Origin of the sequence: Pseudomonas sp. PONIH3 (assembly GCF_002934345.1) — a bacterium.
In the GTDB taxonomy this organism is placed as follows: Bacteria; Pseudomonadota; Gammaproteobacteria; order Pseudomonadales; family Pseudomonadaceae; genus Aquipseudomonas; species Aquipseudomonas soli.
In genome coordinates, this window is record NZ_CP026386.1 from 1,724,070 (window position 1) to 1,746,149 (window position 22,080).

Genomic DNA, 22,080 nt, shown 5'->3' on the forward strand with positions numbered 1-22,080 from the left:
GGAAGCCGATCCATGCAAACAATCAGTCTCGTCCCCCGCGCGGTCGCGTGTGGCTTGTTGAGCATCGCCACACTGCTTGGCGGCTGCGCCACCGCGTCAGCACCTGCTGTCATCGAGTCGCTTCCGAACGAAGCGGCGATCTCTGCCCACGTGCAACTGGAGCCGGAGTTCGTTCCGGTGGTGCGCTACGGCCGCTACACCCTCGTCGAACTGGCGCCACCCACAGCGCAGCGTGACCTGCTTCAGCAGGTGATTGACGTGCGGATGCCGGAAGAGGCCAGAGCCAGCGTAGGCGATGGTCTGCGCCACGTCCTCAAACGCAGCGGCTACCAGATGTGCGAGACGGCACACGCGGTCATCCAGCTGTATTCGCTCCCAATGCCCGCCGCCCATCTGCAGTTGGGCCCCATGACGCTGCGTGACGCGCTGCTCACCCTTATCGGGCCGGCCTGGGATCTGGAAGTGGATGACCGCTCACGGCAGGTGTGTTTCGTCCAGCCAAGAGCCCAGGGGGCTCTACCCATCGAAGAACTACCGGCCACCGGGGCAATCCCGCCTATCCAGGTTGAAGAGGGTTCCCAGCCATGACCACATCACACCCCCTTCCCGCGGCGAAGTCATCGCGCGCCCCATCTCTCGCCCACATCTTGCTGTGGGCGTGGCTTGTGGGCCTGACGGCGTTGGTATTGGTCGCGCTCCAGATAACCAGTGAGCTTGCTGGACAGTCTCAGCTCGATAGCTCCGTGCAGCGTCTGCAAGCACTGGAGTCACGCGTGGGTGAGATTGTGCAGGCCAATCGTGCTCTGCAAGAGCGACCTGCGCCGGCGACCGCTACGGCACTACAGGAGGTGCACCAGTCATTGAAATCCCGCGCTGATTCTCTGGACCAGGCATTGGTCACGCTTGCCAGCCAAGAGGATCTGGTTGTACTGCGGGCGGATCTGGAACAAATCAAATCGCGCCAAGCAACAGTACGCAGCAGCACCGTAGCGAGCAAGCCCCATCCCGTGCAGCAGGCGGTAGTAAAGCCAGCGGAGGCTCCCATGCCATTTCGGTTGATTGGCTCAGAACTGCGTGCAGGCCAGCACACGGTATCGATCGCACCGGTAAGTGGCGATCTCTCCGCTTCTCAAATCCAGGTGCTACTGCCTGGCGAAAGCATCGGCCATTGGCGTCTGCAAGATATCGACCGAAACACTGCCGTGTTTCGTGCCGGGGAGCAGACCCGTCGCGTGGCCATTCCCTGAGGGACCATCCCATGAAGCAGCCACTCCTGCTCACCGCAATGCTTCTGGCAGCCCTTAACGGACCATCCTGGGCACAGCAAACACCGGCCACACCGTCGCATATTACCCAGAGCCAGATCGAGCACAGTCAGGACAACAAGTTGGCCCGAGACTGGGGGCTGCTCCGGGAAGAGTGGACGCGCTACCGGGAGCTGATGGCCGGTCCGCTTGGCATTTACTCGCCCAATCTGGATCCCCTTTCCGCCCTTGGAACAGAAGCACGTTCCGACGAGGAGAGACGGCGCTATGCCGAGCTTCAGGTCCAAGCTGAAGCACGCCGCGTAGAAAAACTACTGGCCTACCAGCGCGCTTATGACGAAGCTTGGCAACGGTTGCAGCCCAATGCCCAGCGCGTCAACCTGCCAGACGCTGGCCCGCGTCAAACTAACGCCTCAGTTCAGGGAAGCGGACGCACCGCCGTTTTCGTGCGCGACAACTGCGCCCCTTGTGACCAGGCCATCGAGCGGCTGCAAGCGTCAGGCTCGGCATTCGACGTATACGTTGTAGGTAGCCGCGCCGACGATGCCCGCATTCGCGACTGGGCACGCCGGACCAAGATCGACCCATCCCGCGTTCGTGCCCGCACGATCACCCTCAATCACGATGCGGGTCGCTGGTTGGCCCTTGGGCTGCCAGGTGAGCTGCCCGCTGTCGTGCGGCAGGTAAATGGCCAATGGCAACGGCAGCCCTAGGTCTGGCCCGGCAAGCCCTGATGCTCTGGCTGGTCAGTGGGGTGATCAGCGAGACCGCCTTGGCCCAAGAGATTCCGCCGCCGGCCTACCAATTGGCCGCCAGGCAGGCTGAAATTCCCTCCGCTGTGCTGTACGCCGTCGCGCTACAGGAAAGCGGCATGCGCCGCAATGGACGCGTTGTACCCTGGCCCTGGTCCCTGAACGTCGCGGGCGAGTCTCAGCGGTTCGCCACCCGTGTCGAAGCATGCGCAGGCCTGCAACTGGCCTTGCGCCAAGCTCCGCCAACACGCGTGGACGCAGGCCTGGGCCAGATCAATCTTGGTTATCAGAAGCACCGCTATGGCCACCCTTGCGATTTGCTCGATCCTTACGTCAATTTGGCGATCGCCGCGCAGATCTTGCGTGAGCAGCACACACCGGGCGAGGACTGGCTACTGGCAATTGGTCGTTACCACAGACCGGCCGGTGGTGCGCCTGCCGCCCGCTACCGGCGCAGCGTCGCCCAGCATCTGGAGCGCGTGCAAGCCTCGTCACGCGCAACATCTGATGTCCGCAAGGAGACCCCACCATGAAGCTCTCCCACCTCTCGGCCGCACACGGGCTGGTCGTTCTGCTGACCGTAGTGGCTACCCCATTACATGCGGCCAAGCCTTTGGTCGTTGTCCAAGACCTTGGTGGCACGTCGGCGCTGCCTTACTACGAGGCACTCAACCTGCTGCCGCGTACGCCGGGTACGCCGGGTACGCCAAAGCCTCTCATGGCAATGCCCGTGCCACCATCAAAGGCTGACGGTGAAGCGAACATGCTGCCGGTGCGCAGTACCAAGTTGACTCCAGGCACGGTCATTCGCCGTGTCATCGAGGCACCAGGGCTGCAGCCGTTCTTCTTGATCGGAGATGATGAAGCTTCACATGCCTGGTTGCGCCGCCATGCAGTCTCCCTGCGTGAGCGCAACGCCGTGGGTCTCGTGGTCAATGTAGATTCGATGCAAGGGCTAGCCCGTCTGCGGGCTCTCGCGCCCGGTATCCAGCTCGCACCGGTAGCTGCCGACGATCTGGCTGACCGGCTTGGCGTTCGGAACTACCCTGTGCTGATCACCAGCACAGGCATCGAGCAATGACGCCATGGGCCAGACCCAGCCTGTCGAAGTCCTGCTGCGCCCAGCGGTGGAGCTTTACACCGTGGCGGCTTGCGCCGGCGCCGCATTTCTGTCTTTGGTGGCCCCGTGGTCGCTCGCGCTAAGTCCGGCAATGGGGATTGGCAGTGCGCTGGCATTTCTGACCTTCGGCGCGCTCCGCCTGAGACAGGCCCACGCGATCCTCCGATACCGCCGCAACATCCGACGCCTTCCCCGCTACGTGATGATCAGCCGCAACGTACCAGTCAGCCAGCAGCGGTTGTTTATAGGCAGAGGCTTTCTCTGGGAGCAGAAGCACACGCACCGGCTGATGCAAACCTATCGTCCGGAGTTCCGACGCCATGTCGAACCCACGCCAGCCTACATGATGGTCCGCCGTTTGGAAGAGCGCCTGGAGTTTGCGCCGTTCCCGCTCTCGCGTTTGGTCAGGCTCACTGCCTGGGACATCCCGCTCAATCCTTTTCGCCCATTGCCACCGGTTGGCGGGTTACCGCGCCTACACGGCATTGAGCCAGATGAGGTCGACGTCAGCTTGCCGCTTGGCGAGCGTGTTGGTCACTCGCTGGTGCTGGGAACCACCCGCGTCGGCAAGACGCGGTTGGCCGAGCTATTCATCACCCAGGACATACGGCGAAAGAGCGCTGCCGGTGAACATGAGGTGGTTATCGTCTTCGACCCAAAAGGCGATGCCGATCTACTCAAACGCATGTACGTGGAAGCTAAGCGGGCTGGGCGCGAAGGTGAGTTTTACCTCTTCCACCTAGGCTGGCCCGAGATCAGCTCGCGCTACAACGCAGTGGGACGTTTCGGGCGCATCTCCGAAGTTGCTACTCGAATCGCAGGGCAACTCTCGGGCGAAGGCAACAGCGCCGCCTTCCGAGAATTCGCATGGCGTTTCGTAAACATCATTGCCAGAGCACTCATCGAGTTGGGCCAGCGCCCCGACTACCTACTGATCCAGCGACACGTCATCAATATTGATGCCTTGTTCATCGAGTACGCACAGCACTACTTCGCCAAGCACGAGCCCAAGGCTTGGGAGATTATCGTCCAACTTGAGGGTCGCCTGAACGACAAGAATATTCCACGCAACATGATTGGCCGTGAGAAGCGTGTAGTGGCCTTAGAGCAGTATCTGAGTCAGGTGCGCAACTACGATCCGGTTCTGGACGGACTGCGCAGCGCGGTGCGCTATGACAAGACCTATTTCGACAAAATTGTTGCGTCATTGTTGCCGCTGCTGGAAAAGCTGACCAGCGGCAAGATCGCTCAATTGCTGGCGCCGAACTATTCCGATCTCGAAGATCCGCGTCCGATCTTCGACTGGATGCAGATCATCCGCAAGCGCGCAGTCGTTTATGTCGGTCTGGATGCCTTGTCGGATGCGGAGGTTGCTGCCGCAGTGGGAAACTCGATGTTCTCCGACATGGTCTCGGTGGCAGGTCACATCTACAAATTTGGCGTCGATGATGGCTTGCCAGACGCAGATCCGGGAGCGAAGGTCCCTATCAATGTCCATGCAGACGAATTCAACGAGTTGATGGGCGACGAATTCATCCCCATGGTCAACAAGGGCGGTGGTGCCGGTATTCAGGTCACCGCATACACACAGACACTGAGCGACATCGAGGCGCGCATTGGCAATCGTGCCAAGGCTGGCCAGGTTGTGGGCAACTTCAACAACCTGTTCATGCTGCGCGTGCGGGAGACGGCCACTGCTGAACTGCTGACCCGCCAGTTGCCGAAGGTGGAGGTTTACTCCACAACCATCGTCAGCGGTGCCACCGACAGTTCAGACATCCGCGGTGCCACCGACTTCACATCGAACACCCAAGATCGCATCAGTATGTCCAGCGTGCCGATGATCGAGCCATCGCAGGTGGTTGGACTTCCCAAGGGGCAGTGCTTTGCTCTCTTGCAAGGTGGCAACTTGTGGAAGATCCGCATGCCGCTGCCGGCACCCGACCCTGATGAGGTCATGCCCAAGGATCTACAGCAGTTAGCCGGCTATATGCGCCAGAGCTATAGCGAGGCAGCCCAGTGGTGGGAGAACACTGGATCACCAGGCCTGCAGGAGGAAGGTCTGCCGCAGGATCTGACCGATGACACGATTCCGCCCGAAGCTGCAGGGAGCGAGCAGTCGCCATGAGTGATGCGGCCAGCACCGCGAAGCGCCAAGAGACTCGCCGTGAAGGACTGCTTGTCGGCCTGATCAGCACGCCGTTCAGGCTGTTCGGCGTCTTGATTGGCTCGCTGTTTATCTCGATCGTGATCGAATGCGTGGGGATGCACTTCTTCTGGAAGGATCAGGGCTGGCGTCACTCTCAGGCTATGTTGCAGTACGAGCTGACCCACCTGTCTGGGCACTTCACTCGCAGCGCCATCGTCACGGAGCCCACGCGCACAGCGCATGAGCTCGTGGATACAGGCCACCGCTTGATGTTCGTGCGCACTGGTCTGCTGGCGCGCATGGAGCAAACGGCCGATCGCGCCCGCGCGCCCAGTCAGCACCCCACACGAGACTTCCGCTACTTCATCAGCCAGGCCTACGTGTGGGCGGAAAGCTACTTGATTGCCGCTGCCTTTACGACGCTCACGTACCTAGTTCGTCTACTTGTGCTGGTGCTGACCCTGCCTTTGTTCGTAACGGCGGCATTCGTAGGCTTCGTGGATGGATTGGTTCGCCGCGACGTACGCAAATTCGGTGCAGGGCGGGAGTCGGGTTTTCTCTACCACCGCGCTAAAGCCTCGCTAATGCCACTGGCAATCTTGCCTTGGGTGATCTATCTGGCTTTACCAGTTTCGGTTCACCCGCTGATCATTCTGCTACCGAGTGCGGCTCTTCTTGGGCTAGCCATGAATCTCACCGCGGGCAGTTTCAAGAAGTACCTGTGACAGACTCTCGACTCTAGATCCCAACAGCCAAGGAGTGAATGAATTTCTTTATTTCTACTTGGCGTATCTCAGGAAGGCCATCGTTGATGTAGTAATTCATAGCCCTGGCAGGCACCGGAATAACCTCATTTTCATATTCAAATATAAGGCAGTGGCTCAACTGAAAAATGACGGCAACCTTTTCAGAATCAAGCTTCTCCATCTCGGATTTTTTGAAGTTGCTATAAAAAACTGACTCCAAATGGTGGGACGTCAAGTTGCTAATTATTGCTTGAAAGTTTCGATTGACGAGAATAGAACGAAGTACACCTTGTTCCTTGATGCTTTGAGAAAATACACCTCGACTCTGCTCTAGACGTTCGTAGTTAGCGACGAAAGAATCAAAAACAGAGCGCGCCATTTCAAAAATGCGGACCTTGTCAACCAAATTAGTCAGGTCGTATGCAACATACCCCACTTCCGCCTGCCCGTTGCGTATGCGTTTGTCCAGCTGTTTTATGGCATCGGAGAACTCATTTCTGAATTTTTTTTCGCTGTGTAGGTACTTGCACTCAATCGCTATTTTTTGTCGACACAAGACCACATCGCATTCGGTTGAGAGGTCGATTTCCACTCCGTCACCCATACTTGCTGCGAATCTGATTGCCATGGCAAGCTCGAAGAATGCGTCGTTATATCTCTCATCCTCATCAGCAAGGGTGTGCCCCCCATCGAGCAAGTCAAGCAACTTCTGTTGCGGGACGATGATTTTACTATCGACATCGAATAGAGCATTGATCGAACGATATTTGTTGACTATTCCAATGAGCGCTGCAACCTCCATCTCTTCCATTTTCTCAAGGTCGTCCAGCTTTTTCCGATAGCCCCACAATTTTGTGGTTTCAATCGTTGCGCCTTTTCCAATCTTCAATCTTAATTTTCTAAAATTATCGATCAATAGATCAAACTCTTCTAGCAGCCCATCGAGGGCGAGCGATTTCGCTACAAAACTCATACTTACCCCATTCAGTTCAGTCCCACCGTTGATTATCACCCGGTCCGGACGGCGAAACTGGAAACGATCCGGTCAATCTATCCATCGTGTCGTCCTAGCACCTCAAATCCGATAGTCCGCATTTCGCATTGTTTGCAGCCAAGGGACGCGCGCCTCGCCACGATCACGCCATTGCTGATCTGACTAGGACATAGCGCGATGGTGCTGCCAATCCGTCCCGGCGTTGCACGCAGCGGCGCCTACTTACTGCTGAGTACCCTCCTGATGACAGGACTACCCCTGGCCGCCAACGCTGACACGCCGGCGCAGCGCCAGGAGTTAGCCGCCGCTGCCCGCCAGCTTGAAACTCTGGAACACCTCGTAGCTCACAGCGCTGCCAACGCCAGGCTTACGCCGGGCGAGCGCTACCACTTTGACTACACCCGGCTACGCAATGATCTAGCCCGCGTGCGAAGCGGTCTCCGAGACTACCTAACGCCACCTCGTGCCCAACCCCGAGACCCCGCCGAGTTGGCCGGCCAGTACCGCACCGAACAAGAAGCCTCCGGTTATCCAATCGATAGCGAGCCCAAGCCATGAATGGTGCTCAGCTCTCAGCATTTCAAGCCAACAGCGGTTTCACGCCCGCAGTGATGGCCACCGTGCTCATTGGGGCCGTATTTGCGGTGCTGCTGCTATGGGGGGTCTGGGCGATCCGTACAGCCTATGTGGGCTGGGCCGAAAGCCGAATCAACCAGCGCCAATTCCTCGGCGTCGTCGTGCGCTTTCTTGCCATGTACATCGTGCTGACGTTTTTCCTTATCTCATGACTTCGAAAGGGCCAATCATGAAGACCAACAGTTCCCCCACCCAATTCTTCCGGCGCTCGACGCTCGTCCTCGGCGTGCTGACGCTGCCTGTAGTGTCGTTTGCCCAGGGCCTGCCCACACTGGAGAACCCCTCGCGTGGCACCGGCAATGGCATCATGCAGACCATTCGAAACTACGGCTACGACATCGTGCTGCTGGTGGCGCTGCTCGTGGTCGCCTCCATGTTCATCGGCGTCTGCTATCACGCCTACGGCACATACGCCGAGATCCACACCGGCCGCAAGACCTGGGGCCAATTTGGCCTCACGGTAGCCATCGGCGCGGTACTTCTCGTGATCGGCATCTGGCTGCTCACCGAAGCTACCGGCATCCTGTAAGGAGGCTTGGCTATGTCCGAGGATCAGCATGTGAGGGCGGACGGCACGGTGTCCTTCCTGCCGCACCGGCTCAACCGCCATCCGGTGGTGGTGCGCGGCCTGACCGCAGACGAGCTGTGGATCTGCTGCGGGCTGTCCGGCGCTGCCGGGCTGGTGATCGGTGCGCCGCTGTCGTGGATGTTCTCGACCATCGCGCTGGCACCGACCTTTGTCGTCGCCGGCGTGGCTTTTGGAGTGTTCATTGGTGGCGGTATCCTGCGTCGCCAAAAGCGCGGGCGGCCCGACACCTGGCTATACCGCCATCTGCAATGGTGGCTGACGACGCATCACCCCATCGTCTCGGACAGGATTGGCGGGCGTGCGCTGATCACGCGCTCCGGCTTCTGGTCGGCACGGAGGGCATCGCGATGAGCCGGTTCAAGAACGAGGTCGCGCACCTGCAGGCCCACATCAAGACCTTGCGTCTGGGCGCCGCATCGCTGTTGCTGCTTGCGCTGGTCATGGGGGGGGGCTGGTGGAGTGCGCCGCGCGATCTCACCGTCCATGTCCCGCCGGATCTGCGCTCAGGCAGCACGCGCAAGTGGTGGGAGGTGCCGCCTGAATCGGTGTACGCCTTCACCTTCTACGTGTTCCAGCAGCTCAACCGCTGGCCGACCAACGGCGAGGACGACTATGCGCGCAATCTGCACGCGCTCTCGCCGTACTTCACACCCGCGTGCCGAGCCTTTCTGCAAGCCGACTACGACTATCGCCGCAACGCAGGCGAACTGCGTCAACGCGTGCGCGGGATCTATGAAATTCCCGGACGCGGCTACGGCGACAACCCCAATGCACGCGTACGGGTCGTCTCGGACCGCGACTGGGTAGTGACCCTGGACATCAGCGCTGACGAGTACTACAGCTCCGAGCAAATCAAGCGCGCGCTCGTTCGCTATCCAATCAAGGTGGTTCGGGCGGATGTGGATCCCGCTCGAAATCCGTTCGGGCTTGCGCTCGACTGCTACGACGGCGCGCCGCAGCGCATTGCCGCACCCGAGGCACCACCTCAGCCTCCCGCCCGCAGCGGACTGGGCGTCCAAGGAGAAACGCCATGAATAAGCAGGTCGTCCTTTGGCTGAGTGCCGCCGTGGTCATCGCGGTCACGCCCATGGTGCAGGCGGTGGAGATTCTTCGCTGGGAACGCCTGCCGCTGGCCGTTCCCCTTGTCGTGGGCCAGGAGCGGATCGTTTTCATTGATCGCAATGTGCGCGTCGGCGTACCGGCCAGTGTCGGTGAGCGCCTGCGCATCCAGAGCGCTGGGGGTGCGGTGTATCTGCGCGCTAGGGAGTCCATCGAGCCGACACGGCTACAGCTGCAGGACGCCGACACCGGCTCGCTGATCCTGCTGGACATTGCTGCCGAGCCCGCACGCGAAGGTGCATCGCCGCTGGAGCCGGTGCGCATTGTGGACGGCACCAACGCAGCGACGCGTTACGGCGAGCCAACGGCCGACAGTGACGCCGCCATCCCAGACAACGCTCAACCCGCGCAGACCAAGCGCGAGACCCCGATTTCCGTCGTGCTCACGCGCTATGCAGCCCAGAATCTCTACGCGCCGTTGCGCACGGTTGAAGCCGCGCCGGGCATCATGCCGGTCAACCTGAAGCGCAATCTGGCGCTCGACACGCTGTTGCCCACCTTGCCGGTCAAAGCCACCGCGCTTGCTGCCTGGCGCATAGAGGACCACTGGGTCACGGCGGTCCGCGTTACCAACGTCAGCAGCGCCTGGGTCGATCTGGATCCGCGCACGCTGCAAGGCAACATCCTGACAGCGACCTTTCAGCACCCGGCACTGGGGCCACAAGGCCGGCCGGAAGACACCACGGTGGTCTACCTAGTGACACGACGCCATGGCCTGTCGCAGTCCCTGCTGCCAGCCATCCAACGTTTCGATCCAGCGGTCAATCTGCCCGAGCCAACCACATCGGCGCATGGAGACGACCATGCGCAGTAACGGTCTGCTCAAGTGGTTGATGATTCCGGTTGCGCTGATCGTGCTGTTCTTTGGTGTGCGGCTGCTTTCCAGTAGCGGCGGCAAAGCCCCCGCCAGTGTCGACGCCAGCGCCCAGCTCTCGCCTGAAGAAATGAAGGCACTTGGAATCGACGGCGACACACCACGCGACACGGTGGCTACCCTAGTCGTCCAGGTGAAACAACTGCGTACTGAGCTGCAGACCGCCACCACGGACAACAAGACGCAGCGCGAAGAGAACCAACGCCTGCGTCAGCGGGAATCGGCGATCGACCAGCGCATCGGCACTGCCCTGGAGTCCGAACGAGCCAATTTGCGCCGCGACCAGGAGCAGATCACCAGCGAACGCCAGCAGACCGAAGGCCTACTGCAAGACTTGCAGCGCCGCTTGGAGAACATTGGCAGCCGCGGCAATGGCCATGCCGACCTACCGGTCGGATTGGGTTTGGGTGATGGCGACGCAGAAGGTATGGCGAGGACGTCCAGCGGTCTGCATTGGGTGGAACCCGACGATGCCAAGCAAACGGATGGGCGGGATCGCAGCGGCAGCAGCGCACTCAGCTTCCCCACCAGCTTTGGTCCGGCTCAACGCACCTTGGAAGCTACCGCCGACACGGTCGCCAATGCCGGTGCCAAGGCCGCGGGAGTCACCAAAGCCAACGCGGTCTACACCGTCCCGACCAACTCGACGCTTATGGGCTCGGTCGCAATGACGGCCCTGATCGGCCGCGTACCCATCGATGGAACCGTGAACGATCCTTACCCGTTCAAGGTCCTGGTCGGTCACGACAACCTGACCGCCAACGGCATCGACATCCCGGACGTGGCCGGGGCTGTGTTCAGCGGCACTGCAGCCGGCGATTGGACACTCTCTTGCGTTCGCGGCCAGGTGCGCAGCATCACCTTTGTCTTCAATGACGGCACGATCCGCACCATCCCTGAAGACCGCGACGGAAACCAGCAAAACAACAATCAGCAGGATGGTTTGGGCTGGATCAGCGACCCGCATGGAATTCCCTGCGTCAGCGGTGAACGTCGCAGCAATGCGCAACAGTATTTGGGCACCCAGGCCCTGATCACGGCCGCCGGTGCTGGCGCTGCCTCGCTGATCGAATCCGACAGCGGTCGGTCGTCCTACGTCGGCGCCGATGGTTCGATCGGTACCGTTGGCATCACTGGCCAGGAAGCGGTCGGCCGGATCCTGGCCGGCGGTGTCCAAGAGATGTCGAGTTGGGTAAACAAGCTCTATGGCCAAGCCTTCGCTGCAGTGTATGTGCAGCCAGGCGCCAAAGTCGCCGTCCACCTGGAGAAGCCGCTTACCATCGATTACGACCCCGAAGGCCGCAAGGTCGACCACCGTGCAGGAGAAGCCCATGCGCTCGAACTGGACTAAAGCCCTTGTACTCGCGCTCGCCGTGGGCACCCTCGCCGGCTGCGCCACCAACAAGGAAGACCTACTCACCCATGGTGGGCGGACCATGCAGGACATCTGGCAACAGGAGGCTGGCGACGGTGGCTCCGGTCAGGTTGCCCAGCGCCAGTTGCTCGATGCGCGTCAGACACTGCGCCGGCCGTTGCTCGAGGTAGACATCGCCGCGGCCCACGCCGAACAGGCCCGCTATACCCGCACAGCGGTGAACGAGATCTACCGCCAATTCCATCGACTGCCCAACCCCGACTTGGTGATGTACGTCTTCCCGCATCTAGCAGGTACGGATCCTGTACCTGTGCCGGGCTACACCACTGTGTTCCCGCTGTACCAACGCATCCAGTACGCCATGCCGGGCGAGCGCGTGGAGGACTACTGATGGCCTGGATGCTACCTTGGCGCCGCCGGACGCAGCACGACGCCTCATCCTCCGAGCATGCACAGCCCGATGGCTGGCAGCGCCATGTGCAGGCGCTGCGCGACGCAGGCGTGCGGATGCCGGGAGAGGCCGTGCGAGGCCTGCGCGCCGCCACGACCGCCGATGAGCAAGCCCTCTACGACGTAGCGCCGTCGTTCGTCTCGCAGCTCCCGTGGGTGGAATACCTGCCAGAGTCCCAGTGCATGTTGCTCGAAGACGGCCAATCGGTTGCCGCGTTCTTCGAGCTCACGCCCCTGGGCACCGAGGGCCGTGAGGCGGCCTGGCTGGCTCAGGCGCGTGACGCACTGGAGAACGCACTGCAAGACAGCTTCGACGAGTTGGACGAGAACCCCTGGGTTGTCCAGCTCTACGCCCAGGACGAAGCAAGCTTCGACCACTACCTGGAGATGCTGCGCCGCTACGTCCAGCCTCGCGCACAGGGCTCACGCTTCAGCGAGTTCTACCTGAAGTTTTTCACCCACCACCTGCGCGCCGTCGCCAACCCAGGAGGCCTTTTCGAGGACACCGTGGTGACCCGTCTGCGCTGGCGCGGCCAAAGCCGCCGCGTGCGCCTGGTGGTGTACCGCCGCGCGCAGGGCCAGAGCAGTCGACGTGGTCAGACGCCAGAACAGGCCCTCAACACCGTGTGCGATCGCTTGGCCGGTGGACTCAACAATGCTGGCATCCAGGCACGCCGGTTGGATGCGCCTGCGATCCATGCCTGGCTGCTGCGTTGGTTCAATCCCCACCCCACAACACTGGGTCCCGATGCGCAAGACCGTGAGCGCTTCTACCAACTGGCGGCCTATCCCGAGACCACCGAGGCCGACGAAATCGAGCTTGCCAGCGGCACGGACTTCAGCCAGCGCCTGTTCTTCGGCCAGCCGCGCTCGGACGTGGACCAGGGACTGTGGTTCTTCGATGGCATGCCGCACCGGGTCATGGTCACTGACCGGCTGCGCACGCCACCGGTCACAGGCCACCTTACAGGGGAGACACGTAAGGGCGATGCGATCAATACCCTGTTCGACCAGATGCCGGAAGACACCACGCTGTGCCTAACGCTGGTCGCCACGCCGCAGGACGTTCTTGAAGCTCACCTCAACCACCTCGCCAAGAAGGCCGTGGGCGAAACGTTGGCATCGGAACAGACCCTCAAGGATGTCCACGAGGCCCGCTCGCTGATCGGGAGTTCCCACAAGCTCTACCGCGGCACGCTGGCGTTCTACCTGCGCGGTCGTGATGAAGCCGAGTTGGACCGGCGAGGCCTGCAGCTCGCCAATGTCATGCTTAACGCCGGCCTGCAGCCGGTGCGCGAGGAAGACGAGGTGGCACCGCTCAACAGCTACCTGCGCTGGTTGCCCTGCCTCTACAACCCCGGCGCGGATCGCCGGCAGTGGTACACCCAACTGATGTTCGCCCAGCACGCGGCCAACCTGTCGCCTGTCTGGGGCCGCAGCCAGGGCACGGGCCATCCCGGCATCACGTTCTTCAACCGTGGCGGCGGGGTGATCACCTTCGACCCTTTCAACCGCCTGGACAGGCAGATGAACGCCCACCTGTTCCTGTTCGGTCCGACCGGCTCAGGAAAGTCGGCAACTCTGAACAACATCCTGAACCAGGTCGCAGCGATCTACCGTCCGCGCATGTTCATCGTCGAAGCAGGCAACTCATTTGGCCTGTTCGGCGACTTCGCCAAGCGCCTGGGTCTTACGGTAAACCGGGTCAAGCTCTCTCCGGGCTCCGGCGTCAGCCTGGCACCGTTCGCGGACGCCCGGCGCCTGATCGAGACCCCCAGCGACGTACAGACCCTGGACGCCGACGCCCTTGACGAAGAACAGCCCGCACCCACTGATACGAGTGAGGCAGACGAGCAACGCGATGTGCTCGGCGAACTGGAGATCACCGCACGGCTGATGATCACCGGCGGCGAGGACAAGGAAGAAGCGCGCATGACCCGCGCTGACCGCTCGCTGATCCGCCAGTGCATTCTCGAGGCCGCGCAGCGCTGTGTCGCGGCCAACCGCACCGTACTCACCCGAGACGTTCGCGACGCCCTGCGCGAACGCGGCCGCGACACCACGTTGCCCGAAACCCGGCGTTCCCGGCTGCTCGAAATGGCCGACGCCATGGACATGTTCTGCCAGGGCACAGACGGCGAGATGTTCGACAGACCGGGAACCCCATGGCCAGAGGCGGACGTCACGGTGGTGGACCTGGCCACCTATGCCCGCGAGGGCTACAACGCCCAGTTGTCCATCGCCTACATCTCCCTCATCAGCACGGTCAATAACATCGCCGAGCGCGACCAGTTCCTGGGGCGGCCCATTGTCAATGTAACTGACGAGGGCCACATCATCACGAAGAACCCATTGCTGTCGCCCTACGTGGTCAAGATCACCAAGATGTGGCGCAAGCTGGGCGCTTGGTTCTGGCTCGCCACGCAGAACGTGGACGACCTGCCCAAGTCCGCCGAACCGATGCTCAACATGATCGAGTGGTGGATCTGCCTGTCGATGCCGCCGGACGAGGTCGAGAAGATCGCGCGCTTTCGCGAACTGAATCCCGCACAGAAGGCGCTGATGCTCTCGGCCCGCAAGGAGGCAGGAAAGTTCAGCGAGGGCGTGATTCTGTCCAAGTCGATGGAGGTGCTGTTCCGCGCAGTACCGCCCAGCCTCTATTTGGCATTGGCCCAGACGGAGCCCGAAGAGAAGGCCGAACGCTTCCAGCTGATGCAGCAGTACGGCATCGGTGAACTCGAAGCGGCCTTCAAGGTTGCCGAGAAGATCGACCGCGCGCGCGGTATCGACCCGCTGCCATACAACGACGTGTTCGCCTGAGAGGCCATCATGACCAGCACATCGCATTCCGTTGTCAAGAAATCCCAGCGCACCTGGTGGCTTGCTGCAGGCTGCGCGGTGCTTTCTGCGTCGTTATGGGGATTCCTCGCATCGCCTCGGCCTGCAGGTCCTGTGGCCGTTCAGCAGACCGGTGCCGAGCAGATGGCCGATCCGCCTTGGCGCTACGGCCCCGCCTCGGCGCGCTTCACTATCGTCGTCTACGCCGATCTGGAATGCCCGTTCTGTCAGTCCTACACTCCCGTGCTACGAACCTGGATCGATGAACATCGCGACGTCAGCCTGCAGTGGCATCACCTTCCGCTCGCGACACATGAGCCGGCAGCCAGCGAGGAAGCACGTTGGGTGGAGTGCGTGGGAGAGACATTCGGGCACGCTCGCTTCTGGGAGGCAGTCGCCTGGGTGTATCAGAATACGCGTGGTGGCGGCCAAGGATTGCCGCCTGGTACGGCCTTTCCCGACGATGCATCGGTGCAAGCCTGCTTGAGCAGCGAGCGTTCCGAGCTGACGGTGCGCCAACAGGCTGACCAGGCGCGCAACGATGGTCTCAAGGCCACCCCGTCGATTCGCCTGATCGACCGCAGCACGAATCGCTCGATGGCGCTCACAGGGCCAATCGTGGGTGACGCACTATTGTCCGCTCTTGACTATCTGGCTTCCGAGCAACTCGATGAGGCGCAGGCAACCCAGATGCCCGCTGAGACCCCAAGCGCCGACGCAAAGTAGTCTGGACGTTCGCAGTCCGACGCCACGTTCCATAGAGCGGCCCGCATGAGCGATCCTCCATCCCTCCGCCCGATCAGACTTGGTGGTTTCTGACCATCTTCTCGAGCTGATTACCCAGGCGGGCCAGCGTCACGCCGGACGCCGCTACTTCTTCGCCAGGCGGAGCTTTCTGCTGGGATTCGACATGAATCCCGGCTGCTTGCGCCGAACTGGGCAGCATCACCTGATACTAGGCGCCCTGGTTATTCCAGCACCCGGCGCTTTGACTGTCGAAGAACTCCACAGGCACCAAACCCAAAGCCCCCTGGATGATCGGCAGCACCCGATTGCAGTAGATCTGGTCTGCGCCGTATACGGAGACCGCCACGCGGCGGATGCCCGTACCTCGCATCCGCTGCAGCAGGTGGATGTCCTGCTCTCCCAGCCCCCATCCATAGATGACGAGCGTCTCGCGCTCGGAGCCCAGCACCTCTCGATATACCGTAGAAAGGTAATAGCTGTTCTGGATCGAACTCACCTTTTGCTGCCAAGTTCCCTCGCTCACGAACAGCGGCACAACCTCTTCGCTGCGCCAGCGCGTCAGGATGGCTTCTAGCAGTCCGGCATCGGCGTTGCGAATCTTGTGCTCCTGCTCGACACGATTGCGGCACAGAACCAGGCTGCCATGCGGATAGAACACCAGCGTGGTCGAGCGCTGGCGCCGGATCGGCGTTCTCAGCCTGCGCCAATCATCCTGGAACACTCCGCCCGCACCGAAGCAGTCCTTGATGGCGTGCTCTTCATCGTGGTCATAGCCATGCATCAGGGCCCAATAGACGATGAGGTCGTAGTTCAGCGAAGCAACCGTATCGAAGTGCTTGAGGAATCGATAGATTGCTGGCAAATGCCCGCTGACTTGGTCGAACTCGGGATGGATCGCCTGGACGCTTTGGATGAGGCAGTCCCGAACCCTCAGGTATGCCTCATGCGTTCGTTGGTCCGGGATCTGCAGTGATTGATTGACGTTCGAGGCCTGCCACACGATGCGCAGGATCAACTCAAAGTCTGTCGTCCCGAAGAACGCGAACAGCCGCTCGACGTCCGGGGCAATCAGTTCGTTCGCTCGCGCATGTTCCAGCAACGAGCCGTAGGAAAAGCTAGGGCTGACTGAAATGCTGGCGCCATTCCCCAATATGGCGGTTCCTCGGTAGTTTGGGGCGATAGCCTCCCACGGCTGAATCAGATAGGGCATCGGTTCTTCTCTCCAATATTCGTTTCCATCACCTTACCTCAGCTCTGACCAGGGAACGGGCGTTCCAGCCGCGGCAGCGCGGGAAATGTGGGTGCGTCGCGGTACGCATTGTTCATTGCACTTGGCGGCACCTTGCGTTGGACTACTGGGGTTTCCAACTGCCAGAGCCGAACACCATGCGAAATCTCATTCTCCTGCTCGGTCTTGCGCTACTGGTCTCAGGCGCGGCGAGCGCCCAGGAGGTCTGGGTTGTCACCGATTCGAGCCATCGCGTGACCGGTAAGGCCACCGTCCACCGCCTCATCGAGCTGGACATGCCGCAGCACTTCGAGGCTGAGTTGGCCGCGCAGTTGCCGAGCGATCCGCAGCGCGCCGCCGTGCTGGTCCAACAGCGCCTAAAGCAGGGCGGCCAGCCCCTGCAGAAGCGCATGCGTGACGCCTACCAAGGCGTGGCCGACGCCTGGAGCCTTGGAATTACCACACTCCCGGCCGTCGTCGTGGACCAGCGTTACGTGGTCTACGGCGAGTCCGACCTCGACAAGGCCTTGGCACGCGTCGCACAACACCGCAAGGACAAGCCATGAAGACCCGCATTCCCCGCCGACTGCGGATCTCTGCCGCTGCTGCGCTGCTCTGTGGCGCCACTTCGAGCTTCGCGCTCAACACCGCGACCATCGTGTCCTCGACGCTCTCGCCCGACTGCCTGGAGTACCGGGTGGTCGGCATCTGCTACTGGCTCTACTGCACCTGGACAGGATGCACTGTACGCACCTCGATCAAGGTGCGGCACTACATTCCCGACGCGGTGGTGTCCAGCTACTCCAACACGGGCGAGAACCCCTGGACCGAGATGCGTGCGATGAGCACGCCCAACCCGACTGCGCGGGCCGGCGGAGATGGCACGACCAACCACGACAACGAGAACAACCTGGCCAAGTTCAAGAACGCCGATGTCATCGGCCATCCTGGCGGCCAGGTATTCAGCCAGTTCGCGAGCTTGTCGGGCTACGCGTGCGAGGGCGCAGGCACGGCATTCATGCCCTACCTGCTCAGCACGCTGGACACCATCGCGTGGCGTTACAACGTGCCGGAAGCCGTGTACCCCGAAGCGCTGATTCCCGGCATGCGCGAGATCGGAGCTCGCACCAGCCTAAACCTCTGGGGAGCGGTCTACCCCCGGGGCGGCTTCCTGCACCAGACCGACGACCATAAGTCCGGCGCCGTCGTTGCACAGCGCGCCGGTGATGTCGTCACCCGCCGCGGCCAACTGCACGTCTACCAACCCCTCCTCGCCAACAGCCGCGATGGCTACTGGCCGGCCGGGGCACTGGTGGAAAGCGACGCCTCGACCGGTAAGTGGCAGGAACTGACGCCGCGCCTGTCTTCGTCTTGCGCGGTGTTCCCGAATAGCGGTCCGCTTACCCAAGCCCAGCAAGGCGATTACGCCTGGGCGCTGTGGCGCCCCTACAGCTGCTGCCAGCGTCGGGGCCAGGTGTTCCTTGGCAGCGTCGACTTCAACTAAGGCCATCACCATGAACCGTCAAGACAACGCCTCCCCGCCTCGTCGTCTGTCAGCACGCTGGTCGTCCTCGCTGCTCGCCAGTGCCCTGGTACTGGCAACCGGGTTGGCTTGGGCACAAGCCGGATTTCAGAACAGCGGCAGCGTGATCGGCGATGAGGTCATGTACTCGATCGGGGGCGGCAACGCCGTCTCGATGAGCGGTGCCGCCGGCATGCGCTCGATCGGCGTAGGCGCGGGTTGGAACAGCAACCTGATCTGCGGTGACATGAGCATCAGCACAACGATCCAGAACCAGCTCAACGGGCTCACTAACGGGTTCCAGAACATCATGAGCAACGTGATCCAGAGCGCGACCAGCGCGGTTGCCTCGCTGCCGGCACTGATCATCCAGCGTGCCGACCCGGGCCTCTACAACCTCTTGACCAATGGCGTCCTACAGGCCCGGCTGGACTTCGACCGCTCCAAGCTGACTTGCCGCGCGATGGCAGAGCGGATGGCGGACGCGGCTGGTGGACAGCTCGGCTGGAACCAGATCGCCGAAGGCATGGCGCTGCGTCAAGCGGTGGCCAGCACCGACGCGGTATCGGCCATCGAGCAGGCGGAGAGCAGCCGCGGCAACGATGGTGTGCCGTGGGTGGGAGGCAATAACGCTGGCGGCTCGGGCCAACCGTCCATCAAGGTCGTGGGCGACGTGACGCGAGCAGGCTACAACCTCGTCAACGGCCGAGGAGTGGCCGATAGCTCTTCGATCGCGGCGGCCACCTGCAACAGCCTGGCCTGCGCGACCTGGTCGACGCCTCAAGCTGCGGCAGACTGGGCGACACGTGTCCTGGGTGAGAAGGAGCAGCGCACCTGCGAGAGCTGCACCAAGACCCAGACCGTACCGGGCGTCGGACTAACGCCGCTGATCCAGGAAGAGTACGAGACCAAGCTGGTGGTGCTGCAGGAGCTCATCAATCGCACCCGCAACACCACCGTGGAAAACCTGCGCGCGGCCGGCAGCACGTCGCTACCGATCACCCGTGGGGTGGTCGAGGCTCTTCGCGACGAACCGGACCAGGACATCCTTTCACGCCGTCTCGCATCCGAGGTGGCGCTGGCATCCGTGCTGGAAAAGGCGTTGCTGCTGCAGCGCACTCTTCTGACGGGCAAGAAGGAGCCCAACGTCGCGGCCAATGAACTTGCGGTGGTCGCCGTGAATCACGAGAACGACACGTTGGACCGGGAAATCCAAAACCTCAAGACCGAACTCGAACTGCGCCGCGAGCTGGCTAACAACTCGCCGATGGCCATCATCCAGCGCCATGGCACCCGGGCCTCTGGTTCGCGCGGGGTCTTCGAGGGTGACCCCACGCCCGACCGGCTCAACCGTCTGCTGCGGTCGGCACCGAGTGGCACGCCATGAGTGCTCATTGGCTGCGCATGAGGTGGCTGTTCAACCGGCGCAACGCGAAGGCAGTGGCATGGGCCGTCTTCCTGCTGGGCCTCACGGTGGCCGCCAATGTGGCCGGCATTTACCTGATCGGCAGCGTGGCGGGCTGGGAACTCTGGATTTCGGCGTCGGCCGGCTACTTCCTGGCGTGGCGGCTTTGCCTCTACGCCGCTACTTTCTATGGCTGGTTGTGGATGCGTAGGCGCCTGCTTGCACGGGAGGCTTCTCCCGACGCGCGTCGCCGCCTGGTGCGCGCGGAGGTCGCAGGCGTGATCGCCATCGTTGTTCTGGAAGCCAGCCTGCTGCTGCAGGCGTAGCGAGGGATCCGGATCATGACTCTTTTCACCACCGACTACCTCGAGTACTACCTGACCTTGGTGGGCTGGATCGTGCACAACGGGATTTGGTCCGTCCTGGTCTCAAGCGGCGTGTTCGCCATTCCCTTTGTGGCCATCATCATTCAGGAGTGGCTGAAGGCTCGGTCCGAGGGCGCAGACGAGGGCAACAAGGGTGTGCTGTCATCCATGCGAATCGAGAACCGCGTCTGGGTGGCGATCGTCGTGGTGATGTTTGCCGGCATTCCGTTCATCGACGTGGACCTCAACATGATTCAGCTGGATGAAGCGCGCTCCCAGCAATGCCAGGTCAGCGTACCCCAGCCTTTGGAGACGGGCTGGGGCCAGTCCTTTAGCACACTCAACAACCAGAGTGCGAAGGTGCCCGTCTGGTGGGCCTTCGTCCATACGCTTTCGCGCGCGGTCACTGGCGCCTCGGTGGCCGCCATCCCGTGTGGCACGGATCTTCGGCAGATGAGGATGGAGATTGACGCCACGCGCATTGACGATCCAGTGCTGGCCCAAGAGGTGGCGGACTTTACCCACGACTGCTACGGGCCAGCACGGGCCAAGCTCTTCATGAATCGCCCGAGCCTGGACGAGTCCCAGATGCACGATGTCACCTGGATCGGCTCCAACTACTTCGTCAACACCGGCGGCTACTACGGCACCTACCGTGCCAGCACACCTCGCGATGGTTGGGCCTATGACAGCAACCGCGATGCGGGCCTGACACAGGTGCCCAGCGGTTCCGGCTACCCGACCTGCCGCCAGTGGTGGAGCGATGGCGGCAATGGCCTGCGTGCGCGGTTGCTTGCCGAAGTTGACCCAACCCTCATGAATCGGCTGGCCGGCTGGGCCGGTTTCCTGAGCCGCGCCCAGGTCGATGACTCGGTGATCCGTGCGATCGCCTCGCCGCGCCAGCAGAAGCTCAACCAAGGAGCGGTCTACTCTGACTACGGCGGTCAGATCGACAAGACGCTGCCGAACATCGTCACCCGCGCGGCCGGCGACGTGGGTCTGGCGGTGGGCTCGCTGGGATTCTTCCCCGCTATGGACGTGGTACGGCAGGCGCTGCCGATGGTGCTATCACTGCTGAAGATGGCCCTGGTCATCTGCATCCCGCTGGTGCTCGTGGTCGGCACCTACGATCTGAAAACGGTGGTGACGGTCAGCGTGGTGCAGTTCTCTCTGTTTTTCGTGGACTTCTGGTTCCAGCTCGCCCGATGGATCGACAGCACCATCCTAGACGCGCTTTACGGATGGGGGTGGGGCTGGAACCGACCGCACTCGAACTTCGATCCGGTGATGGGCTTGAACAACGCCTTCGGCGACATGCTGTTGAATTTCGTCATGGCGTCGATGTTCATCGTGCTACCCACTTTTTGGGTAATGGCCTTGGGCTGGGCTGGCATTCGCACCGGAAACGTTCTTCAGGGGCTTGCCGGCGGAACAGGAGATGCCAAAGCTGCGGGCGGCAAGGGTGCCGGAGCGGCCATGGGCGCAGTCACCAAGAAGTAACCCTTGCCTGACGTTTAGTCGTCATCCGAAACGTGAGGATCGATTCGAAACCCGTCATATGTGTAAAGACCGAAACCGGCAGGGCCGTTTCGCCACTCCGCCTCGGGCCTCGACGCAGCCTCCGAATTACGCGCTACCCATGCTGCGGCGATGGCGAAGAGCAGGATGACAGCAAGCCCAGTCGCGACATACAGCATGACACCCGCGGCAACTAACTTCACCGCCCACAGCAACGCCAAAGCGAGACCTTTGGGCACTCCTTTGCCCAACAGCCAAGACGATAGTTGCCGTTCGATGCGCGCGCCCGCACGCCAGGCGCGGCCGAGCCAGTGGCCTAAGCGTTCGGGGAAGCTGCGATGTGTCTTTGCGTTCATGGCGGTCACCTGTGGTGCGCTATATGTTTGCT

The 22,080-nt window shown here is 61.8% G+C and carries 25 protein-coding genes; 22 read left to right on the top strand and 3 right to left on the bottom strand.

The features are described 5' to 3' along the window. Nucleotides 1-12: 12 nt before the first annotated feature. Genes C3F42_RS07785 through C3F42_RS07815 form a run of 7 tightly spaced genes read left to right on the top strand, consistent with a single transcriptional unit; the run spans nucleotide 13 to nucleotide 6,011 of the window. Nucleotides 13-588, top strand: coding sequence for a PilL N-terminal domain-containing protein (locus tag C3F42_RS07785; RefSeq protein WP_070414181.1), 576 nt, complete (start codon nucleotides 13-15; stop codon nucleotides 586-588). Further along, the gene (locus tag C3F42_RS07790) at nucleotides 585-1,247 is read left to right on the top strand and encodes a hypothetical protein (RefSeq protein WP_070414180.1); all 663 of its coding nucleotides are present in this window, start codon (nucleotides 585-587) and stop codon (nucleotides 1,245-1,247) included. The genes C3F42_RS07785 and C3F42_RS07790 overlap by 4 nt, the downstream gene beginning before the upstream one ends. 11 nt (nucleotides 1,248-1,258) lie before the next feature. Next, nucleotides 1,259-1,978: a TIGR03759 family integrating conjugative element protein gene (locus C3F42_RS07795; RefSeq protein WP_070414179.1), complete on the top strand. Its 720-nt coding sequence runs from the start codon at nucleotides 1,259-1,261 to the stop codon at nucleotides 1,976-1,978. Further along, nucleotides 1,960-2,550, top strand: a complete 591-nt coding sequence (locus C3F42_RS07800) for a transglycosylase SLT domain-containing protein (RefSeq protein WP_070414178.1) — start codon at nucleotides 1,960-1,962, stop codon at nucleotides 2,548-2,550. Before C3F42_RS07795 ends, C3F42_RS07800 begins: the two co-directional genes overlap by 19 nt. Beyond that, nucleotides 2,547-3,098, top strand: a complete 552-nt coding sequence (locus C3F42_RS07805; RefSeq protein WP_070414177.1) for an integrating conjugative element protein — start codon at nucleotides 2,547-2,549, stop codon at nucleotides 3,096-3,098. The genes C3F42_RS07800 and C3F42_RS07805 overlap by 4 nt, the downstream gene beginning before the upstream one ends. A gap of 4 nt (nucleotides 3,099-3,102) precedes the next feature. Further along, entirely contained in the window at nucleotides 3,103-5,265 is a 2,163-nt protein-coding gene (traD, locus tag C3F42_RS07810) for a type IV conjugative transfer system coupling protein TraD (RefSeq protein ID WP_070414176.1), read from the top strand. Beyond that, nucleotides 5,262-6,011 carry a TIGR03747 family integrating conjugative element membrane protein gene (locus tag C3F42_RS07815; protein ID WP_070414175.1) on the top strand — a complete coding sequence of 250 codons (750 nt, stop codon included), beginning with the start codon at nucleotides 5,262-5,264 and terminating at the stop codon, nucleotides 6,009-6,011. Before traD ends, C3F42_RS07815 begins: the two co-directional genes overlap by 4 nt. A 13-nt stretch (nucleotides 6,012-6,024) precedes the next feature. Here the strand turns inward: C3F42_RS07815 and C3F42_RS07820 are convergent, their stop codons facing one another. Continuing rightward, complete coding sequence (locus C3F42_RS07820) at nucleotides 6,025-7,005, bottom strand: hypothetical protein (RefSeq protein ID WP_070414174.1); 981 nt, start codon at nucleotides 7,003-7,005, stop codon at nucleotides 6,025-6,027. Between the two features lie 198 nt (nucleotides 7,006-7,203). Here C3F42_RS07820 and C3F42_RS07825 point away from each other — a divergent pair, with 198 nt between their 5' ends. Genes C3F42_RS07825 through C3F42_RS07870 form a run of 10 tightly spaced genes read left to right on the top strand, consistent with a single transcriptional unit; the run spans nucleotide 7,204 to nucleotide 15,633 of the window. Beyond that, nucleotides 7,204-7,584: an RAQPRD family integrative conjugative element protein gene (locus C3F42_RS07825; RefSeq protein WP_070414173.1), complete on the top strand. Its 381-nt coding sequence runs from the start codon at nucleotides 7,204-7,206 to the stop codon at nucleotides 7,582-7,584. Next, entirely contained in the window at nucleotides 7,581-7,814 is a 234-nt protein-coding gene (locus C3F42_RS07830; protein WP_070414172.1) for a TIGR03758 family integrating conjugative element protein, read from the top strand. Before C3F42_RS07825 ends, C3F42_RS07830 begins: the two co-directional genes overlap by 4 nt. A 17-nt stretch (nucleotides 7,815-7,831) precedes the next feature. Continuing rightward, nucleotides 7,832-8,191 carry a TIGR03745 family integrating conjugative element membrane protein gene (locus C3F42_RS07835; RefSeq protein WP_070414171.1) on the top strand — a complete coding sequence of 120 codons (360 nt, stop codon included), beginning with the start codon at nucleotides 7,832-7,834 and terminating at the stop codon, nucleotides 8,189-8,191. A 12-nt stretch (nucleotides 8,192-8,203) separates the two neighbouring features. Next, nucleotides 8,204-8,602 (top strand): TIGR03750 family conjugal transfer protein, encoded by a 399-nt coding sequence (locus tag C3F42_RS07840; RefSeq protein ID WP_070414170.1) that lies wholly within the window; start codon nucleotides 8,204-8,206, stop codon nucleotides 8,600-8,602. Beyond that, nucleotides 8,599-9,285: a PFL_4703 family integrating conjugative element protein gene (locus tag C3F42_RS07845; protein WP_070414169.1), complete on the top strand. Its 687-nt coding sequence runs from the start codon at nucleotides 8,599-8,601 to the stop codon at nucleotides 9,283-9,285. Before C3F42_RS07840 ends, C3F42_RS07845 begins: the two co-directional genes overlap by 4 nt. Continuing rightward, entirely contained in the window at nucleotides 9,282-10,184 is a 903-nt protein-coding gene (locus tag C3F42_RS07850) for a TIGR03749 family integrating conjugative element protein (protein ID WP_070414168.1), read from the top strand. Before C3F42_RS07845 ends, C3F42_RS07850 begins: the two co-directional genes overlap by 4 nt. Beyond that, nucleotides 10,174-11,595: a TIGR03752 family integrating conjugative element protein gene (locus C3F42_RS07855; RefSeq protein ID WP_070414167.1), complete on the top strand. Its 1,422-nt coding sequence runs from the start codon at nucleotides 10,174-10,176 to the stop codon at nucleotides 11,593-11,595. Before C3F42_RS07850 ends, C3F42_RS07855 begins: the two co-directional genes overlap by 11 nt. Further along, nucleotides 11,576-12,010 (top strand): TIGR03751 family conjugal transfer lipoprotein, encoded by a 435-nt coding sequence (locus tag C3F42_RS07860; protein WP_070414166.1) that lies wholly within the window; start codon nucleotides 11,576-11,578, stop codon nucleotides 12,008-12,010. The genes C3F42_RS07855 and C3F42_RS07860 overlap by 20 nt, the downstream gene beginning before the upstream one ends. Next, nucleotides 12,010-14,889, top strand: a complete 2,880-nt coding sequence (locus C3F42_RS07865; protein ID WP_070414165.1) for a conjugative transfer ATPase — start codon at nucleotides 12,010-12,012, stop codon at nucleotides 14,887-14,889. Before C3F42_RS07860 ends, C3F42_RS07865 begins: the two co-directional genes overlap by 1 nt. Nucleotides 14,890-14,898: 9 nt before the next feature. Beyond that, on the top strand, nucleotides 14,899-15,633 hold the full coding sequence (locus tag C3F42_RS07870; protein ID WP_083285225.1) for a DsbA family protein: 735 nt from the start codon (nucleotides 14,899-14,901) through the stop codon (nucleotides 15,631-15,633). Between the two features lie 229 nt (nucleotides 15,634-15,862). Here C3F42_RS07870 and C3F42_RS07875 read toward each other — a convergent pair whose 3' ends face one another. After that, a complete protein-coding gene (locus C3F42_RS07875; RefSeq protein WP_070414164.1) occupies nucleotides 15,863-16,864 on the bottom strand; it encodes a DUF4917 family protein in 1,002 nt (333 codons plus the stop codon). Between the two features lie 176 nt (nucleotides 16,865-17,040). Here C3F42_RS07875 and C3F42_RS07880 point away from each other — a divergent pair, with 176 nt between their 5' ends. From C3F42_RS07880 to C3F42_RS07900, 5 genes are read left to right on the top strand one after another with little or no spacing between them, the layout of a single operon-like run. Further along, the gene (locus tag C3F42_RS07880) at nucleotides 17,041-17,448 is read left to right on the top strand and encodes a TIGR03757 family integrating conjugative element protein (RefSeq protein ID WP_070414163.1); all 408 of its coding nucleotides are present in this window, start codon (nucleotides 17,041-17,043) and stop codon (nucleotides 17,446-17,448) included. Further along, on the top strand, nucleotides 17,445-18,386 hold the full coding sequence (locus tag C3F42_RS07885; RefSeq protein WP_070414162.1) for a TIGR03756 family integrating conjugative element protein: 942 nt from the start codon (nucleotides 17,445-17,447) through the stop codon (nucleotides 18,384-18,386). Before C3F42_RS07880 ends, C3F42_RS07885 begins: the two co-directional genes overlap by 4 nt. 10 nt (nucleotides 18,387-18,396) lie before the next feature. Then, the gene (locus C3F42_RS07890; RefSeq protein ID WP_070414161.1) at nucleotides 18,397-19,791 is read left to right on the top strand and encodes an integrating conjugative element protein; all 1,395 of its coding nucleotides are present in this window, start codon (nucleotides 18,397-18,399) and stop codon (nucleotides 19,789-19,791) included. Then, nucleotides 19,788-20,135, top strand: coding sequence for a hypothetical protein (locus C3F42_RS07895; RefSeq protein ID WP_070414160.1), 348 nt, complete (start codon nucleotides 19,788-19,790; stop codon nucleotides 20,133-20,135). The genes C3F42_RS07890 and C3F42_RS07895 overlap by 4 nt, the downstream gene beginning before the upstream one ends. A gap of 15 nt (nucleotides 20,136-20,150) precedes the next feature. Continuing rightward, the gene (locus C3F42_RS07900) at nucleotides 20,151-21,674 is read left to right on the top strand and encodes a conjugal transfer protein TraG N-terminal domain-containing protein (RefSeq protein ID WP_070414159.1); all 1,524 of its coding nucleotides are present in this window, start codon (nucleotides 20,151-20,153) and stop codon (nucleotides 21,672-21,674) included. A 14-nt stretch (nucleotides 21,675-21,688) separates the two neighbouring features. Here C3F42_RS07900 and C3F42_RS07905 read toward each other — a convergent pair whose 3' ends face one another. Further along, on the bottom strand, nucleotides 21,689-22,048 hold the full coding sequence (locus C3F42_RS07905; RefSeq protein WP_070414158.1) for a DUF3742 family protein: 360 nt from the start codon (nucleotides 22,046-22,048) through the stop codon (nucleotides 21,689-21,691). Nucleotides 22,049-22,080 lie beyond the last annotated feature (32 nt).